The sequence below is a fragment of the Paenibacillus silvestris genome (genome assembly GCF_009882985.1).
GTDB classification, from domain to species: Bacteria; Bacillota; Bacilli; order Paenibacillales; family NBRC-103111; genus Paenibacillus_E; species Paenibacillus_E silvestris.
In genome coordinates this window covers 618,647-634,946 of sequence record NZ_WTUZ01000022.1, presented here as the reverse complement: position 1 = coordinate 634,946, position 16,300 = coordinate 618,647, and the positions used below count along the sequence as shown (strand labels likewise).

At 46.9% G+C, this 16,300-nt stretch carries 15 protein-coding genes; 5 read left to right on the top strand and 10 right to left on the bottom strand.

Annotation, left to right across the window (positions count from 1 at the left end; translation table 11 throughout):
* Positions 1-56: 56 nt before the first annotated feature.
* Together phnW and phnX are read right to left on the bottom strand one after the other, a co-directional pair.
* Positions 57-1,163 (bottom strand): 2-aminoethylphosphonate--pyruvate transaminase, encoded by a 1,107-nt coding sequence (gene phnW, locus GQF01_RS23255; protein WP_202556707.1) that lies wholly within the window; start codon positions 1,161-1,163, stop codon positions 57-59.
* Between the two features lie 17 nt (positions 1,164-1,180).
* On the bottom strand, positions 1,181-1,978 hold the full coding sequence (gene phnX, locus GQF01_RS23250; RefSeq protein ID WP_161409041.1) for a phosphonoacetaldehyde hydrolase: 798 nt from the start codon (positions 1,976-1,978) through the stop codon (positions 1,181-1,183).
* Positions 1,979-2,232: 254 nt separating this feature from the next.
* Between phnX and GQF01_RS23245 the strand changes: the two genes are divergently transcribed.
* Positions 2,233-3,018: an HAD family hydrolase gene (locus GQF01_RS23245; protein WP_161409040.1), complete on the top strand. Its 786-nt coding sequence runs from the start codon at positions 2,233-2,235 to the stop codon at positions 3,016-3,018.
* A 279-nt stretch (positions 3,019-3,297) separates the two neighbouring features.
* Here the strand turns inward: GQF01_RS23245 and GQF01_RS23240 are convergent, their stop codons facing one another.
* Together GQF01_RS23240 and GQF01_RS23235 are read right to left on the bottom strand one after the other, a co-directional pair.
* Positions 3,298-4,062 (bottom strand): DUF975 family protein, encoded by a 765-nt coding sequence (locus GQF01_RS23240; protein WP_161409039.1) that lies wholly within the window; start codon positions 4,060-4,062, stop codon positions 3,298-3,300.
* 600 nt (positions 4,063-4,662) lie between these two features.
* Complete coding sequence (locus GQF01_RS23235) at positions 4,663-5,436, bottom strand: phytanoyl-CoA dioxygenase family protein (protein ID WP_161409038.1); 774 nt, start codon at positions 5,434-5,436, stop codon at positions 4,663-4,665.
* A gap of 123 nt (positions 5,437-5,559) precedes the next feature.
* Between GQF01_RS23235 and GQF01_RS23230 the strand changes: the two genes are divergently transcribed.
* Positions 5,560-6,438 carry an AraC family transcriptional regulator gene (locus GQF01_RS23230; RefSeq protein WP_161409037.1) on the top strand — a complete coding sequence of 293 codons (879 nt, stop codon included), beginning with the start codon at positions 5,560-5,562 and terminating at the stop codon, positions 6,436-6,438.
* Positions 6,439-6,444: 6 nt separating this feature from the next.
* On the opposite strand, the gene GQF01_RS23225 is transcribed toward GQF01_RS23230, so the two are convergent.
* Positions 6,445-7,296, bottom strand: coding sequence for a phytanoyl-CoA dioxygenase family protein (locus tag GQF01_RS23225; RefSeq protein ID WP_161409036.1), 852 nt, complete (start codon positions 7,294-7,296; stop codon positions 6,445-6,447).
* A gap of 118 nt (positions 7,297-7,414) precedes the next feature.
* Between GQF01_RS23225 and GQF01_RS23220 the strand changes: the two genes are divergently transcribed.
* On the top strand, positions 7,415-8,293 hold the full coding sequence (locus tag GQF01_RS23220) for a helix-turn-helix domain-containing protein (RefSeq protein ID WP_161409035.1): 879 nt from the start codon (positions 7,415-7,417) through the stop codon (positions 8,291-8,293).
* Between the two features lie 49 nt (positions 8,294-8,342).
* On the opposite strand, the gene GQF01_RS23215 is transcribed toward GQF01_RS23220, so the two are convergent.
* The 4 genes from GQF01_RS23215 to GQF01_RS23200 form a co-directional block, all read right to left on the bottom strand.
* Positions 8,343-9,425, bottom strand: coding sequence for a Gfo/Idh/MocA family protein (locus GQF01_RS23215; protein ID WP_145659543.1), 1,083 nt, complete (start codon positions 9,423-9,425; stop codon positions 8,343-8,345).
* A gap of 181 nt (positions 9,426-9,606) precedes the next feature.
* Positions 9,607-10,323, bottom strand: a complete 717-nt coding sequence (locus GQF01_RS23210; protein ID WP_145659545.1) for a response regulator transcription factor — start codon at positions 10,321-10,323, stop codon at positions 9,607-9,609.
* A 96-nt stretch (positions 10,324-10,419) separates the two neighbouring features.
* The gene (gene pnpS, locus GQF01_RS23205) at positions 10,420-12,216 is read right to left on the bottom strand and encodes a two-component system histidine kinase PnpS (protein ID WP_161409034.1); all 1,797 of its coding nucleotides are present in this window, start codon (positions 12,214-12,216) and stop codon (positions 10,420-10,422) included.
* A 139-nt stretch (positions 12,217-12,355) separates the two neighbouring features.
* Positions 12,356-13,906 (bottom strand): fumarate hydratase, encoded by a 1,551-nt coding sequence (locus GQF01_RS23200; RefSeq protein WP_161409033.1) that lies wholly within the window; start codon positions 13,904-13,906, stop codon positions 12,356-12,358.
* Between the two features lie 77 nt (positions 13,907-13,983).
* Between GQF01_RS23200 and GQF01_RS23195 the strand changes: the two genes are divergently transcribed.
* Both GQF01_RS23195 and yfbR read left to right on the top strand, forming a co-directional pair.
* Positions 13,984-15,126, top strand: coding sequence for a polysaccharide deacetylase family protein (locus tag GQF01_RS23195; protein WP_161409032.1), 1,143 nt, complete (start codon positions 13,984-13,986; stop codon positions 15,124-15,126).
* Between the two features lie 17 nt (positions 15,127-15,143).
* On the top strand, positions 15,144-15,740 hold the full coding sequence (gene yfbR / locus GQF01_RS23190) for a 5'-deoxynucleotidase (protein ID WP_161409031.1): 597 nt from the start codon (positions 15,144-15,146) through the stop codon (positions 15,738-15,740).
* Between the two features lie 71 nt (positions 15,741-15,811).
* On the opposite strand, the gene GQF01_RS23185 is transcribed toward yfbR, so the two are convergent.
* The gene (locus GQF01_RS23185; protein WP_161409030.1) at positions 15,812-16,240 is read right to left on the bottom strand and encodes a hypothetical protein; all 429 of its coding nucleotides are present in this window, start codon (positions 16,238-16,240) and stop codon (positions 15,812-15,814) included.
* Positions 16,241-16,300 lie beyond the last annotated feature (60 nt).

Genomic DNA, 16,300 nt, shown 5'->3' with positions numbered 1-16,300 from the left:
TAAAATTGGTATTAAATGCACGTTAAATGTTTGTATTTTATTTCTATTAGTTGTTTTTAAGTTGTTTTCCAAAATAACTGTCTTTCAATCCCTTGCAGAAGACGCTCAATGTCTGGTAAATGAACATCGCCGATGTTGCCGATTCGGAATGTAGCCGCGGCTGTTATTTTGCCTGGATAGATAACAAAACCTTCTTGTTTAATGCGTGCGTAGAACTCATCGAAGGAAAACACAGATGAATCCGGGTACAAGAAGGAAGTAATAATCGGCGACTGCAGCTCAGTCGGAAGTAAAGGTTGCAGCCCCATCCGCTGCATGCCATCAACCAACGTTTGTTGGTTACGAGTGAATCTTTCGAATCTACGCGCTACGCCGCCTTCTTCCTCCAACTCTTGTAGTGCTTGATCAAAAGCTCTGACAGTATGCGTTGGTGACGTATAACGCCATTTCCCGTTTCCTTGCTCCATAGTCTCCCACTGATCGTAGAGATCTAACGACAAGGAACGCGCTAATCCTCTGCATTTGACCAAAGATTCTTTCCGTGCAATGATGAATCCAAAACCCGGTACGCCTTGAATGCATTTGTTCGCGCTGCTAATTAAGTAATCAATATCTAACTCCGCTATATCAATCGGAATACCGCCAAAAGAGCTCATCGCATCGAGAATCAGTGTTTTGCCGTATTGCTTGGCAATGCGAGCAACATCAGCGATCGGATTCATCATTCCCGTCGTTGTTTCTACATGAACAACCGCTACATGCGTGATCGACGAGTCCACCTTCAGTACTTCCTCTAACTGCTTAACGTTAACCGGCTTCGTTTCCCCAGCATCCAGGACGATCGAGTAAATACCAAGAACATCCGCTATTTGAGCAATTCTTTTACCATAAGCCCCGTTAGCTAGAACAAGCAGCTTGCCGTCTTTGGGAATAACAGATCCAATGACCGATTCAACACTGAAAGTTCCGCTTCCCTGCATGAGTACTGTTGTATAGTCATCCGGCTTGCTGGAAGCCATCGTCACCAATCGGCTGCGAATGGACTGCACGAGTTGATTATAGTCTTGGTCCCATGTACACCAATCACGCAGCATCGCTGCTTTTACTTTTTTACTAGTCGATAATGGGCCTGGCGTAAGCAATACATATGGATTGTCCGGCAATTGATTCGGCGTTGTTGTCATGGACGTTCACCTCTTTGAAGTTTTTGATTGATAACGGGAATAAGCTGATCAAGCTCACCAATGGTTTGGATGACATAATGAGCACCTTCTTCATGAAACTTGGCTGTGACAGCTTCCATACGCGTCTTAAGAACTTCAGGATCACAAGCTTCCACTTCCGCTTCGCTCATACCCAGTTCACTGCTTCCTAGTACTACGCCAATTGTCCAAGTTCCGGCGTTGACGCCTTCCCTTATATCACTTACCGTATCTCCCACCTTCATTATGTTATACATGGGATAGACGTTCAGAGCAGCCGCGTTCTCGTAGATCATCCAAGGATATGGACGTCCTGCGGGCACATCATTTGGCGTAACCAAGTGGTCCGGAGCATAACCGCGCTTCTTCGCTTGAACGGTGACAATCGCCATCATCTCAGCCGTGTAGCCCGTTGTGGAGCCGATCCGAATGCCGCTTTGACGTAAACGTTCTACGAGTGCAAGGGCTCCTGGTACCGGTTCGGCGTATTCATGAACGACAGCTAGCATCATCGGTTCAAAATCGGCATAAAGTGAATCAACATCCGCTTCCTGAGGCAATTGTCCATAGCGCTCGCGCCATAAGCCGGCGACACGCTCCATTTTTAGGATTTCGTTAATATGATCGCGTTTCAGAAGTCCCATCGGCGCTCTTGCTTCTGACAAGGTAATAGCAATCTCTCTTTTTCGGAAGACTTCCATAAAAACGTTAAGCGGAGCAAAACATCCATAGTCTACCATCGTCCCCGCCCAATCAAAAACAACTGCTTGTATCATTGAAATCCTCCTGTTTGACTGATCTACTTGTTATTCCAGCACCTTTTGTTGGTTTTGGTTGTGTCTATAGCTACATAATAACCTGCATTTGTAATCGCAGCGTTAAACGTGTGTAAAACTTGTGTTTTTAATTTGATTTAATTTGTTTTAGTTGCTCCATTTACACATTATTCAAAATTCACCCTTGCGTTTTCTGTTGACTTCCTTGTTATTATGTTGGAAATTAAGGGTAAGAAACGGGAGGGATCATAGAAATGAAGCCGATCAAAGCCATTATTTTCGATTTGGATAATACACTGTTATGGGATGAAAGAAGTATTCAAGAAGCATTTGAGGTGACTTGCGAGTCAGCGGCAGCTTCAGTCAACGTTACCCCTTCCGAATTAGAGCAAGAGGTACGCGCGTCTTCCGAGCGTTTATTTGAGGAAATGGCTTGCTATGACTATGCTAAAATGATTGAAATCACACATTTGGAAGCGCTGTGGGGAAGATTTGATGCGAAAGAGCATCCAAGCTTTCTAGAGCTGGGACAGTTAGCGCCAATGTTTCAAAAAAGCGCTTGGACGCAAGGCCTGCTCAAACTGGGAATTAACGATCCGGCGTTAGGTGAAATACTCGCGCTGAGGTTTGCCAAGGAGCGCCGGGAGCGTCCATTGGTCTATGAGGCGACTTTCGAAGTCTTGCAAAACTTGCGGCCTAAGTATTCTCTGCTCTTATTGACGAATGGCGCGCCTGATCTGCAACAGGAAAAGGTAGATAGTATTCCGGGGCTGGCCGATTACTTTGATCATATCTTAATCTCCGGCGTCTATGGCCGCGGCAAACCTGATCCTACTATTTTTGAGCATGCGTTGAAGCTGCTTGATGTCACGGCAGAAGAAGCCCTCATGGTCGGTGATAATCTGGATACCGACATCAAAGGAGCTTTAGCGGTTGGCATGCGCAGTGTTTGGATCAATCATCACCAGCGAACGGCGCCGGTGCACAACTTGCCGAGCCATGAGATCACTGCCCTGCAAGACTTGCTAGCCCTTGTGTAGCTATAGGAAAGGACCGTCAGAGAAATCTTGACGGTCCTTTCTTGTGTAACGGCCAGTACCCTCTTGCTCATTGGATGAAATCCACTGAAAGCACCGTACAGACGTATTTATTCTTCTTTTGGTTGGATCAAATCCAGCCAAAGTGGCTAAAAAGACGCTAAAACTCCTCAAAATTCATAGCTTCGCTGGATTTTGTCCAATCTAAATGACAGTTAGGCATCTAAAATCGGTCACTCGTTGGAATTCATCCAATGAGTTTGACTTAGGCGCCCCGTTGATTCATATCTCGGGCAAATTCAATTCCTTGTTGCTGCTGAGTCCATCATACAGCGCCTGCTGCCTGAGCACCTTATATAGCTCAGCCTTGGTTGAATGATCATACGGCATAACGAACAGAACGCCGATGCCGAGTGCCAGGAATCCTAGGATATACCACCCAAGGAAGGAAAGATCCAGGACAAACATGTTCCACTTTTGCCCATTCGTCATCTGTTTGCTGAGCTCAACCGCCCTCTTCGTACCAATCCCCGGATTGTCTCCCAAAAGAAAGGGCACCATGCTGTACGCATAAGCCTTCACTATGCCCGGAATAATGAGCAGCAAGAACCACAGGAATGTTAGAAAGCTTTTCCAAAGCATCCCCTTGACGATAGCCATATATCTGCCCTTCTGGAACGAGTAGACGAGATAATTCATATTCACATCTTCAGATGCGGCCTGTTTAAAATATTGCATCACGCTCACTTCAAACGGAGCCGTAACAAAAACATGAAAAGCAATCGATACAAGGATAAGAAAGATAAATAACATGATGGCTCCAACGACGACTGCAACAAATACCGGGCTGCCATAGAAATCAGTCCAACTGCTGTGATTACCCGTTAAGGGGAATTTGACCGACGTTCCTCCGTTCGAATTGAAGGAACAGCTTGACACCCCTCCGCTCAGCACAGCTAGTAAAAGGCTTACGAGGAATGCCTTCCAGTAAGATGTTCGTAGTACTTGCTTTGCTCTTTCCTTTAGCTCTCTACGTGTCCAGTCCAAGAAACCACCATCCAATTTCCACTTATTTACTATCTATCGTACAACAGAATGTCCAAAAGTAGAACCCACGAGTACACCTCTCACGTCCGTTAGCTACTCTAAAGTACGATTCTCCCACCACTTAGCGCCTCCTGCGTCCGTTAGCAAAATTCAGCGCACCACACACCTCTCCCTCCTTCTAGCAGCACTCCTGCAATAGTCCAGTACCACCAAGCAGCCAGCCAAACGACCCCATAGAGCAGTCTCGGGTTAAGCCTGTCTCGTCTAACGGACTCCACCGCCGTTGTTCTGCTGAATTATCACCTATTAAAATTCTATCGGACACGAGGGCCGTTATCCTGCATAGTTCCTCTGACTTTTCCTTGATTTTCGGCAAATAGCGCCTTACATGTCTGTTAGCTACTCCAAAACCATGCTTTCCCACCACTTAGCGACTCCTACGTCCGTTAGCAAATTCCACGCACTATTCACCTCTCCCACCTTCTAGCAGCACTCCAGCAGCAACCACGCACCACAGGAGTTCATTTCTGCACCCGCAAACTCAAGCAGCACTAAGCAGCCACTAACGAAAAAAGGCGCCCGCAGGCGCCTCTCTCATCCTCAAATAATTTTATATTCCGGCTTCACCTTCGTGAAATGCGGGTTTTTCCCTGTAACCATGAGGCCCATGCCCCAGTCAAAATGCGTATTCTCCGTCGGGAAATCACTCGGGTCACGGTATTGGAACAACACGTTCCGTCTTGTTCTGGAACTCTTATTGGATTCCGAGCCATGAATCGTCAAATAGTTAAAGAACAACACATCGCCGGCTTCTGCCACACAAGGCGTCCCCTCTTTGACGGGATATTCCTTGTGGTTCAAATAATGTTGACCCACGTGCGGCAAGCTGCCTGTGCGGTGCGAGCCTGGAATAACTCGCAAGCAGCCGTTCTCCTCATCCGCATAATCCAAATGCACGCTCGCAGCAAGCATCGAATGTTTCTCATGCGGGAAGTACGGGTGATCCTGATGCATAGGGAAGGCTGCACCATTCTCTGGCGGCTTCACGAGCATTTTGGAGTGATGCAGCTGCACGTTAGGTCCAATGATTTGCTGCAGCACAGCAGCCATATTCGGATGAATCACAGCGCGCATGAATGCGGCATCGTGATAGTGCACATCGTGGAAGCCTTTTAGAACCAGCTTCTTCAGTTCATCAGGTGGAAGGAAATCGCCCCTCCATTGATCATTTCGGTCTGCTTTTGCCTCAGCAGCACGAATAATAATTTCTTCAACCGCTTGTCTCATTTCTTCTACTTCTTGCTGATTGAAGACCCCTTTAACAAGCAAATACCCATTTTCTTTGTAAAATTCTACATCCTCGCGAGTAATCACAGTCCATTCCTCCATCTATCCAGTTGATTGTAAACCGCTTTCTTATCTATAATTATAAGGAATAAGACAATGATCTGTCTTTTTCTGCAAAGGACAGATTTTTGCAAAATAAGGACATGAAGGATGTTGACTGTGTACTTGTGCAAAGAAACCAGATCGCTGCTGAACGAGGTTGCTACCGTCATCCATGGCCCCTCAGCATGCTTTAAAATTCAATATTGGGGCATAGATCCATGCTTATTCGATAACCAACCCCACAAGCATTCCTTTTTTGAGGTCTGTTATGTCATTAGCGGCGAAGGCGAGTATACGGAAGAAGGCAGCCTCTACCCGCTGAGACCAGGTACGCACTTTTGCTCCAGACCCGGCATCAAACATCAAATCCGCACTCAAAAAGGCCTGTTTATTTTGTTCGTCGCCTTTGAACTTGATGAAACACAAAGTGAAGATACAATGCGGGATGCCTTCCAGGATCTCGCTGAGCATGCCGAGGTTTGCCTGTATGATGGTGACCATCACCCGACAGCCCTCTTGTGGAAGTCGCTTTTGATTCGGGAGGGGCATGGAAGCTTACCGATTGCAGCTGTTCCAACATTAGCCTACACACTTCTCGTATCGTTTCTCAGCCTATTCGGCAAAGAAACTGGCAAGCCTATCGTCCATCGTAAAAATACGAATATCCTGCTGCAGCGGGCCAAACTTTATATCCGCGACAACCTGTCCCAACCCCTTCACCTTAGCGATGTTGCTGGCTATCTCAATGTTTCCGAGCGCCACCTTTCACGCTTATTTTCAGAAGGAATTCATGAAACGTATACCGATTTCATCCGCAGTGAGCGCATACGCCAAGCAGCTCACCTGCTGCTGACAAGCGAGCTGTCGATTAACGAGATCGCTGAGGTCACCGGCTTTTCGTCCGTCCATTATTTTACCCATACGTTCAAACAAGAAAAAAAGCTACCCCCAGGCAAGTTCCGCAAACAGGAACAAACCAGCAGGTAGCTGCAATTACGATCTTACGGAACGGCTGTAGACCAGCGGATTGATGGCTGTTGCCGCCAAATCGCCTGGCTGAGCGCCGGGGAACCAAGCTTTCAAATCACTTTCGCGGGCTTTGCTATCCGGCTCTGCAATACGAAGCCCATCAGCATAGTAGATGACCGTCATCACTTTGCGCATGGAGTCTGTCGGGTTGCCAGGCGCACTGTGCAGAGTCCATCCTGCATGGAAGGTCGCATCGCCGGCTTCCATAGCACCATGAGACATCTTTTCGTACCCTTTGCCTTCAATATACCCTGCTAAAGTGCGATGGGATTCATCGGAAATCACCATTTTATTAATATAGCCAATCCGATGGGACTCAGAAGCGAAAGTCATTGAACCTACTTCTTCTGAGATAGGTACTAGCGGCATCCACATCGTAATCGTCTTATCTGTATCCAGCGGCCAATAGATTTGGTCCTGATGCCATGGGGTATGACCTCCATGGGGTTCCTTGTACAAGGCCTGATCATGATAAATGCGCACGCCTTCTACGCCCATCAATTCCGCTGCGATTTTGGCAAATCTTTTCGCTAATACGAACCTGCGAGCCGCTTCGCTTTTCTCCCACAAGTTTGAGATTTGGATAAAAGCTTTGCCATACGTATCACGCTGCTCAATCGGTTTGTTGTGATAATTCAGTTCCTTCACCAAATCCGTAATAATCGGCTCGTACGAAGCGATTTCTGATGAGCTGGCCACTTGTCGCAGCACAATATGTCCTTTCTGCTGATAGCTTTCTATCTGCTGCTCCGACAAGGTATAACTGTCTTCCAAAGAGGGTAACGCTTGGTTATGGCTTGTTTCCTTCATGCTCATCTTGGATCACCTCAATTTGTATAATTATAGCTTTATTATAGGGCTGGACTTGATACAAATCTTTGTCAAACAAGGTTATATTATTGTCAAAAACAACTGGATTGAAAGGTAGGTTCACATGCTAAACGATTTTCTGAAACAACATCCCATCGTTCCTTTCGTCAGACAAAGCGACTTTGCCGTTCGTAAACCATGGTCTTCCCCGGAGCGCAGACTGCTTGATTATTTATTGGTCTACATTCAAGAAGGCACTTGCAGCTTTCATATTGATAATAAGAAATATACCTTTACCGCAGGTCAGTTTTGCCTCGTACAGCCTGGCAGTTTACTGTCTTTGGAAGGGTTAACGAATACCGTTACGCCGTATATCCATTTTGACCTTTCTTTTAACAGTGAACGTGAACACAGTTTTCCTACCCGCCCTGGACAAATTGACTTATCTGCTTATAAGCATCTCATGCAGCCAACCATCAAAGAACTGTACGGAGTGGATATGCCTGTGCAGGTTGAGCCGTCCAAACCATTAAAACTGAAAGAAACTCTCTTACAAGTTATTGAGCAAGCCGAAAAACAAGATCCGCTCATTCAACTAAAAACCCAGCATTTAGTAACGGAAATTATGCTTACTTTATTAGAAACCTACTATCAAGAACCATACACTGCGTCACATTCCTTCGACTGGATTACTTCCTATTTCTCGCATCATTTGAGTGACCCTATCTCCTTAGAGGACATGGCTGCACGAGCAAATCTGTCGATTTCCAGATTCAGCATTGTGTTCAAACAGCGGTATGGCATTTCCCCTCATCAATATTTGATGAACATGCGAGTGAATCATGCCAAGGAATTGCTGACGCATACGGATCTCAGTCAAGAATCCATTGCCAGCTACTGCGGCTTCGCAGACCTCCACCATTTCTCCAAAACGTTTAAGAAAAGAACGGGACTAACGCCCGGAGAGCTCAAAAAAAGCAAAATCCCCTTCATTCGAGCTTAAACGCTCGATAAAGGGGATTTTTTGCACATTTCCTGGGAAATAGTTGAAATTAGTCGAAATAAACGGCTTTACCTGTTTTAGCGGATTCATAAATAGCTTCTAAAATCTCAGAAACGACACATGCCTGCTCCGGTGTTACGACTGGATCTGTATCATTTTCAATGGCTTGAATCCATAGACGCATTTCCAAATCCGGTGCACTATCCGTTTCGCCATCATAAAAGGCAACGCCGCCAGCTTTCAGCTCAACTTCTGTCGTATACAAGCGGCTGTGCTTTTCGCCGTTAATGCGAAGTCCGTTCTTCATGTCAGCCCCACCTTCTGTACCGCTAAGCGTACACTTCGCTTCGTCGACTTCCAGCGTGTTCAGCGCCCAGCTTGATTCCAATATAATCGTTGCACCATTTTTCATCGTGATCATACCGAATGCGGAATCTTCCACGGTAAACTTGGATGGATCCCAAGGCCCCCATGCGTTTGCTGCGTTTTCGCGTTGAGACAATTTATGGTATGAAGTACCGAGAACAACCTTCGGCTCGTAATTGTTCATCATCCACAGCGTCAAATCGAGCGCATGTGTGCCGATATCGATCAAAGGACCTCCGCCTTGCTTCTCTTCATCAAGGAAAACTCCCCATGTTGGTACCGCGCGGCGACGGATAGCATGTGCTTTTGCGAAATAAATATCGCCAAGCTCGCCTTCCGAACATAATTGGTGCAGATGCTGGCTATCACTGCGGAAGCGATTGTTGTAACCTACGGTCAATTTTTTGCCTGTGCGTTTCGCTGCTTCCACCATTCGGCGAGCATCAGCTGCTGTTTTGGCCATCGGTTTCTCGGACATCACGTGTTTACCAGCTTCCAATGCCGCAATCGTGATCTCCGCATGGGAATCATTCGGTGTACAAACATGCACAATATCAATCGTGCTGTCTTTCAGAAGCTCACGGTAATCTTCATATACGCGAACTTCACCTTTTCCATACTTGTCAGCAGCTTCTTGCGCTTTTTCAGGAATAATATCGCAGAAAGCAACCATTTCTACATTTTTTAATTTGTTCAAGCTTGGCATATGTTTGCCGTTGGCAATGCCTCCACAGCCGATAATCGCAATTCGATACGTTTTGGACATGATGGTCCTCCTTAGGGTTTTCGTCAGAGCTCGTACTATTTATCAGTATATCAAAAACCTGCAAAAATAAAATTTCTGATCTGGCGATAATTATATCCGATTGTGCTATCTGAGAAGACGAGTAATGTAATCAAGCAAAAAAATAAGCCTGGGTAACTGTTTTACCAGCACCCTAGGCTCTTTATTTTTTGATAATCGACGCCACTAGCTTATAACCTACACCGCGAATCGAATCAATCTGCACCGATTGCTGATTCATTTCCAGCTTTTTGCGAAGCGAACTCACGTGAACATCCACGGTACGCTGTCCGCCGATATAATCAAAGCCCCATACGATATTCATGAGATCATCTCTTGTCACAACTACGCCTGGGCGCTGTACTAGATATAGCAGAACCTCGAACTCCTTAGGTCTCAAAGGAATTGATTCGCCATTCAGAACGACTTCATACTTCTCTGGATAGATGTAGAGTTCGCCCGCTTGAATGACTTTCTCATTCGTTCCCTGCTTGTCTACCGTGACATCCTCCGACATCGTTCTGCGCAGCACCGCGGATACCCGTGCCAGCAACTCCGCTACACCAAAAGGCTTCGTGATATAATCATCCGCTCCATGTTTCAAGCCTTGGACAACTTCATCTTCCGCATTGCGAGCCGTTAAGATGATTACTGGCGTGCTATTTCCTTTTTGTCTGAGCTTAGCCAACACCTCAAAGCCATTCAATCCCGGCAGCATAATGTCCAGAATAATTAAATCATAGGACTGCTGAATCGCTTCTTGAAGACCATCTCCACCATGATCCACAACTTTTGTATGATACCCTTCTTGGGAAAGGTTGTACGATAACAACCTGGCCAAAGTAGGCTCGTCTTCAATTACTAATATTTTTTGTGCCATGGGATCCCCCGTATTTACAGTTTATTAACATTGCACATCCATATAATAACACATTTTTGCTTAGTGAATGTAAATGTTGCATTTTCGCCATATAATTTAGTGGATGACCGGCAACTCAATGGTGAATCTCGTTCCAACGCCAACTTCGCTATCCACGCGAATCGTCCCTTTATGCAGCTCAACCAAATGTTTCACAATGGATAAGCCCAGTCCAGTTCCACCTGAACTTCGCGAACGAGCTTTGTCTACCCGATAAAAGCGTTCAAAAATACGCGGTAAATCCTTCTTCGGAATCCCCATGCCCGTATCAGAGACGATTAAACGCAGACGCTCGTAATCACCCTCGCTATTAGGATCAAGCGGCTCTATACGGAGCTTAACCTTGCCGCCTTCCTGCGTATACGCAATTCCATTAGAGAGAAGATTGATAATAATTTGGCGCAGACGATCTTCATCAGCTTCAATATACATATCTTCATCGACCTGCAAACCCAGCTCGATATGCTTTTTCTCGGCTTCTTTTCGCAAAACATTAAGTGATCTCTCTAGAAACTCTGGCAAATAGATCGGCGAAAAATTCATTGGAATCCGCTTGGATTCAATTTTCGAAAGTTCGAGAATATCCCCAATCAACCGGTTCAACCGTTCGCTTTCATCAAAAATAATTTGTAAGAACGAAACCGCCGTTTCTTTGTCATTCAGTGCCCCTGCCAGCAGTGTCTCAGCGAAACCTTTGACTGCGGCAATTGGCGTTTTGAGCTCATGGGATACATTCGCTACGAATTCGCTTCGCATCCGCTCAAGCCTGCGAACAGCCGTGATATCATGAATCACGATAAGCACACCAGACCACTCTTCGTCTTCATGCGCAATTGGACTTAAATGAATGTCCAGAATGCGTTCAGCCGGATAATAGAAGATCATTTCGTCACGAATGGATTCGCGCGTCTCGATACATTCTTGAATCAGCTTCGTAAACTCAAACTGCTGCTTGGCTTCATTATATCTTTTCCCCAGAAGCTCCTGTGAAGAAAAGCCCAAAATGTATTCAGCTGAAGGATTAAGCAGCATGATCCGCTCTTCCCGGTCAATCATCATAATCCCGCTCAGCATATTTTCCATAACGCCTTGAAGCCTGCGTTCATTCTCCTGAATCCGCGCCATTTGCTGCTGCAAGCTTTCGGACATACGATTAATCGCCTGCCCTAACTGCCCAACTTCATCATTGCTATAAGCCGGAACACGGGATTCATAATTCATATTCGTAATTTGCTGGGCGACCTTTGTCATTTTCTCAATCGGATGAGTGATCCCCTTAGCAATTCGATAGCTAACCAATCCGGCAATCAGGAATAGGATCATCAGCCCTACAATGAGAAAATACCACAAGCTGCGGATTGAATTATCTATTTGCTCTAAACTCAGCGAGATGCGTAAAAAGCCAGTTGTCACCTGTGCCTCATTCTTCACTGGAATGGCGGCGTACAGCATTTTCTCTTTCAAGGTTTCGCTGTACCTCGTAACGTAGCCTACGCCATTTACAGCGGCTGCGGCAATCTCCGGACGACTTAAGTGGTTGTCCATCTGCTCTGGATTTTGATCGGAATCACCGATCACTTTGCCGTCTGCGCGAACAAAGGTCAACCGTTCATTCGTTGCTGCTTTAATTCGTTTGGCTTGCTCGGAGAAATAGGATACCAGTTCAGTTTCTGATCCCATTCTGCCCCAATCCCCTGTGGCTACAAGGACATGCAGCTCGCGCTCCATATTCTCCTCCAAGGACTTCACATGAGAATCCTCAAGCACTTTTGCCATAAAAATCCCGGCAAGCAGCATGGATGAACCAATCATTACAATCAAAATAAATGTCAGTTTGGCACGGAATTTCGTCATCTGTTTCTCTGGCCTCCGATAAATCTAGTCTGAATTCAAAGATAAAAGGGCTACTCTACATAGTAACCCTTTCTCCCGTACCAAATCCAGTTATTTAATTGTAAAGATGTATAAGAGCAAAATCAATTTCCGTTTAAACTTATTTAAAAACAGGCTCTTTCAATGCTGACAGCTTCTCAAATGCGTTTTTCTCAACATCAGCATGCAAGCTGTTGCCGTGTGAATCCATCGTAACAATAGCAGCAAAACCCTCTGTCTCCAAGTGCCACATAGCTTCAGGAATACCGAATTCCATGAAATCAACGCCTTCTACCTTCTTAAAGCATTGTGCGTAGTATTGCGCAGCACCGCCAATTGCATTTAGATAAACACCACCATGATCCTTAAGTGCTGCTAGTGTTTTCGGACCCATTCCGCCTTTTCCGATAACCGCGCGAATTCCGAACTTCTTGATAATGTCGCCTTGATACGGTTCCTCGCGAATACTTGTCGTCGGTCCAGCCGCTTTCACATGCCATTCGCCGCTTTCATCCTTGCTCATAACCGGTCCACAGTGGTAAATAGCCGCACCGTTCAAATCAAGCGGAGCATCATGATCCATCAAATATTTGTGCAGCGCGTCGCGCCCCGTGTGCATAGTCCCGTTAATGACGACTACATCGCCGACTTTCAGACTGCGGATTTGCTCTTCGGAAATTGGAGTTTGCAAGACGATCTCGCGACGCTCATCTTCCTTCACATTTCTAGCAGCTTCAGCGCTCGCCTCAAAAGCTTCCTGGAAGGAAACTTCGCTTCCTCTCGGGTACGACCAGCCGTTGATTTCGCCAGTTTCAGGATTAAGTACCACACCTTGACGGCGGAACGCCCAACAGTTGTAGGCAACGGATACGAAGAAACTAGCTGGCAAACGGTTTGCAACGCCAACTTTACAGCCTAGCAGGGTTACCTGACCGCCGAAGCCCATAGTACCAATTCCAAGTGTATTCGCATGCTCCATGACATACTCTTCCACTTTGCGAAGCTCTGGATGCGGGTTCACATCATCAACGTGGCGGAACAATTGATGTTTCGCCAGCTCGTAACCGCTTGTCCGGTCGCCGCCGATACCAACGCCAATAAAGCCTGCACTGCACCCTTGCCCTTGTGCTTGATACACGGCATGCATGATACATTTGCGGATACCATCAAGATCGCGTCCGGCTTTGCCTACGCCTTCCAGATCAGCTGGCAAGCTGTACTGAATATTTTTATTCTCACAGCCGCCGCCCTTAAGGATCAGCTTCACTTCCACTTCATCGCGTTCCCATTGTTCGAAATGAATAACTGGAGTTCCAGGTCCCAAATTGTCACCTGTATTGGCTCCTGTTAAGGAATCTACGGAGTTCGTGCGAAGCTTGCTTGCTTTCGTCGCATTGGCGACAGCTTCAAGAATGTGCTTCTTCATAATAATTTGGTTTGCCCCAACCGGACAGTGTATAATAAACGTTGGCATGCCTGTATCCTGGCAAATCGGGGAGACGTTGCATTCCGCCATATGAATGTTATCGGCAATACGGGATAAGGAGAGCGCTGAGCGAGTTCCTTTGTCTTCTTTTTCACTTGCGGCTTGCACCGCACGACGTACATCACCCGGAAGGTTTGTGGACGTTTCGACAATTAGATCGTAGACGCTTTGATAAAAATGCTGCATGACTAAAAATGGCTCCTCTCGACTTAACAAATAATAATCATTACAAACTATTATATCATATAAGGAGTTACGCTGACATGTCCAAAAGAATCGGGATCACGATTCTGCTGAGTCTGATAGGACTCACGCTTCTGCTTACGCCGCTCTCTGCTAAGCGATCTCAAGATATCTACTATCAGGATCAAGTTGCTGTTCTCATGTATCATCATATCCATGACACCGATACAAGCTCCAGCACCATTACATCCACGCTGTTTCAAAATCAGCTGCAATTTTTACTAAGCAAGGGCTATCATTTTATTTCCCTGAATGAATTCAAGCAATATCTGGCAGGCGCCACTGTTCCTTCCAACGCGGTCCTAGTAACCTTTGATGATGGCTATCAGAGCTTTTATACAGGGGCTTATCCGATTTTGAAAAGCTTGCGTGTTCCCGCTGTCAATTTTGTCATCACGCATGATTTGGCTGATCCAATGGCATCCTATATTCCTTCGATGTCCAAAGAGCAAATCAGCGAAATGACGCATGCGACGAATTTCATCGATATCGGCTGCCACACGGACAGCTTGCATAACAAGCTGCCGAGCGGCGATGCAGCGCTTGTCGGCCGCTTGGATGCAGAAGGCGACGACGCCTACAAGCAGCGTGTGTTGCAGGATACACAAGCTTGCGTCGGCAAGCTTGCAGGTCTGACGGACGCGCCGCTCGACGCAATGGCGTATCCATACGGCATCACGTCGCCTGCGGCGACGGAACAAATCCAGAAGGCGGGCATCCGCTACGCCTTCACGATCTCCCCCGAGATGGCCACGCGCAGCGCTGACCATCTGCTCATCCCGCGGATCAACGCGGGCAGCCCCGGCATCACGCCGGAGCTGCTGGACCGCTCGATCCAGCGCCGCATTCAGGCGCAGCCGGGCAGCGCCCCGCTGCGCGTAGACGCGGCCGCTGCCGTAGCGCAGCTCGGCGGCAGCGCAAGTGCAGAAGGCGGAGCGCTTCGCCTCCGCCTGGGGCAAGAGGCATTCACCCTGCAGGTGAATGCGGCTGAGGCCACGCGCGGCTCGGCGCGCGTGAAGCTGAAAGAGCCCGTGCTGCGCGAGCACGGGCAGGTCACGATCGCGCTCGATGATTTGAGCGCGCTTGTGGGGCTGCCGCTCGTCTACACCCCGGCCACCGGGACGGTGGCTGCGCGGGTGGCGCCGAGCGTGAAATCAAACTGAAGGAGTACAAGAACCTCATGAATCATCACTTTTTTGCTTATTTATACCGCCTCAAATACATCGATCGTTGGAGTCTCATGTGGAACATGCGCAGGGATACCGTAGCTGAGCATTCTTTCTACGTCTCCGCGATCGCACATATGCTATGTACGATCGCCAATGAAGTGTATGGCCGCAATGTGCCTACGGATCGTGTTGTCTCTATCGCCTTGTTCCACGATGCGTCAGAGGTATTAACGGGCGATATCCCGCAGCCTGTCAAGCACAACAATGAGCAGATCCTGCGCAACTTCCGCGAAATCGAAGATGTTGCGGTAGAGCGGCTCATTCAGACGATTCCACCTGCAATTAGCGACATCTACCGCAAGCTGATTCAGGAACCGGATCCCGAGCTTTATCGCTGGGTGAAAGCTGCCGACTTGCTTGAGGCTTACATCAAGTGCTTAACTGAACTTTCAACCGGCAACCGTGAATTCGTTGTTGCGAAGCAACAAATTCTAGAAAGCTTGAAGAAAATGAACATGCCGGAAGTTGATTATTTCCTTGAGCATATGAGCGCTTCATTTGAGAAAACGCTAGATGAGATTACACTTAATCCAAACCAAAGCGAATAATCCAATATAAAGAAGGGGCTGTTCCAAACGTAGAAATCTCTACGCTTGGAACAGCCCCTTTATTTCGAGCATTACGCCAATATTTGAGGATTCGTCATGAACAGGATAGCAATAACTACAGCTACCGCAGCAATCCAGCTGAATGTTTTAACTTTCGCAGCATCTGTTGCTGTGCTGTTTCCTGCCTTAGCGTTAGCAACTAACTTCTTCAGTCTTCCGCCGATCATACCAGTCACCGCTCCCACGATAAGCAGTAGAACAACAGCCAGCACCATCCACAACACGGATGCATCCACTTTGGAAACCATAGCTCCGCCCGTAATGAAGGTCACAATCAATGAAAATTGCCCAATTCGATTTAACGTAGACAACAGCCCCACAAAACCCTCTAATGCAGCGCCAGTTAACGATGCGGCACGTCCCACGATGAACGGGAACACGACGTATACGCCAAGCAACAAGGCACTAAGCACATGTAAAAAAATCATAACTTGATACATTCTAATAACCTCCGCAATTTTGAATTAGAATCGTTCTTAGGTAAGTATACCGAATACCTA